This window comes from Mycobacterium shunyiense (genome assembly GCF_058270075.1).
This window is the reverse complement of sequence record NZ_JBZDPU010000038.1, coordinates 1-2,520: the sequence shown is the minus strand read 5'-3', so window position 1 is coordinate 2,520 and position 2,520 is coordinate 1. Positions and strand designations below refer to the sequence as shown.

Genomic DNA, 2,520 nt, shown 5'->3' with positions numbered 1-2,520 from the left:
CATCCGCCGCCCGGGGGCCCACGCGGCCACCAACTCAGCCGGGCACGCCTCGCCACCGGTCACCAGCGTGTCCAGCCCATCGATCTGGGCCGGGTCCAGCGTCGCCAGAACCGTCGGGGTGATCAATGCCGCATCGACGCGCTGTCCCGCCAGTACCTCGGCCAATGCGTCGCCGGCGTAGGAATCCGGCGGGGCAACCACCAGTGCCGCACCCGAGGACACCGCCCATAACCATTCGAAGACCGAGGCATCGAACGTCGGCGCGGCCACCATCAGCACCCGAGCCCCCGGCGTCACACCGAACAACTCACGATGAGCTGCAGCCACTCCCAGAACACCGGCATGGCTGATCGCCACACCCTTCGGAGTCCCGGTGGATCCCGACGTGAAGATCACATATGCCGCATCGTCAATGCTCAAGGGCGACAGCCGATCCGAATCCGTCACAGGATCGCCGCTGTGTACTGACAGATCAACGACATCGAGCGGAACCACCAGGCGGCTACCGGTCCCCTCGACCGCACCGGTGCCACAGGTGAGGACGCAGACGGCCTCGGCGGCGTCCAGCACCGTGGAAACCCGTTCGGCCGGATGGCCCGGATCAACCGGTACGTACACTCCGCCGGCCTTGAGCACCGCCCACCACGCGATCACCAAGTCCGCGCAGCGACCCATCGCCACACCGACGGCGCGCTCAGGACCCACCCCGGCCTCGATCAACGCCCGGGCCAATCGGTTGGAGGCTTCATCCAACTCTCGATAAGACAGCTCGCGGGCGCCATCTACCACCGCAACGGCCTCTGGATTCGCAGCCACCGCTGCAGCCAGCAACTCCGGGGCCAATCCCACCGGGCGGCTTACCTCTGCGCCGGACCACTTGTGCAGCAACAGATCTTGCTCGTCGAGATCCAGCAGGCCGACCTCACCGACGACCACCGATGAGTCGGCAACCACGGCCTCGACGACGCGACCGAACCAACCCACCAAGCGCTCGACACTGGATCGGTCATACAGATCGGTGGCATAGGCGACCGTGCCTGCCGCCATCAGCGCACCGCGGCCTTCGGGCGGCACTGCGTGCAGATCGAACAGTGCACTCGCATCCCCGCTGGACAGTTCACGCAGGTCGAATTCGAGGTCGAAACGGGCGGTACGGATGTCGGCGGACACCGGTTCGACGTCGAGCTCGTCGAGCTGGATCTCGGGGCGCACATTGTTCTGGAAGGCCAAGGCGACCTGGAACAGCGGATGGTGCGAGGTGGACCGGGTCGGGTTGAGCCGCTCGACCAGGAGCTCGAACGGCACATCCTGGTTGGCGTAGGCATCCAGCGCCTTCTGCCGCACCTGGTCGAGCACGTCGCTGAACTGCGACGCGGAGTCAACGCCGACGCGGAGCACCCAGGTGTTGACGAAGAAGCCGACCAGCTCATCTAGCGCCTGGTCCATCCGTCCGGCGATCGGGGTGCCCAGTGCGATGTCCTCACCGACACCGGCGCGGTGCAGCGCCACGGCCATCGCGGCCTGCAACACCATCGATACGGTCGCGTTGTGCGCGGCCGCCACGGCCTTGAGTCCGGCCCATGACTCGGGGTCGATACGCAGGTCGACCGCGTCGCCGCGGTAGCTCGGCACGGGAGGACGCGGCCGATCTGCGGGAAGCGAAACGACCTCGGGCAGGTCCGCGAGTTCCCGCCGCCAATATCCCAGCTGGTTGGCGAGCACGCTGTCGGGATCAGTTTCCGACCCCAGCCAGTCCTGCTGCCACAAGGTGTAGTCGGCGTACTGGACAGGCAGTGGTGTCCAATCGGGTTCCTGACCGAGGTTCCGCGACCGATAGGCCTCGCCTACATCCCGGGCCATGGGTGCCATCGACCATCCGTCGAAGGCGATGTGATGCAGGACGATTCCCAGGACGTACTGTTCGGGGCCGACGGAGTAGATCTGGGCCCGGATCGGAATCTCACCGGCCAGGTCGAAGGTGTAGCCCGCCAGCGAGATCAGCTCGCCGATCAGATTGTCTTCCGTCACCGGCACCATCGCCGGGCCCCCGCGCCGCCACAGCCCCGGTTCGGCAGGCAGAACCTTTTGTGAGGGCACACCGTCGATGGCGGGGAACACCGTGCGCAGCGACTCGTGACGGGTGATCACGTCATCGAGCGCCGCATCGAGCGCGTCGACATCCAACGCGCCGTTGATCCGGAACGCGATCGGCATGTTGTAAGTCGACGCGCCGTCCTCGAACCGATTGAGGAACCACATCCGGTTCTGTGCGAAGGACAACGGGACCAGGGCAGGACGCTCGGCCGCAGCCAAGGGTGCACGCCGGTCCGAATCCTCGCCGACATGCGGTGCCAACTGCGCGACCGTCGGCGCGTCGAACAACGTGCGTACCGCCAGTCCGGCATCCAAATCGGTATTGACTGCGGCGACCACCCGCATCGCGAGAATGCTGTCGCCGCCGAGGTCGAAGAAGGAGTCGTCGATGCCGACCCGTTCCAACCCGAGGACCTGGGCGTAGAT

General features: G+C 66.3%; 1 protein-coding gene. It reads right to left on the bottom strand.

The annotated features are described in order from the left end of the window. On the bottom strand, positions 1-2,520 hold a 2,520-nt coding region (locus AC4ELH_RS30015; RefSeq protein WP_498888443.1), incomplete at both ends, for a condensation domain-containing protein.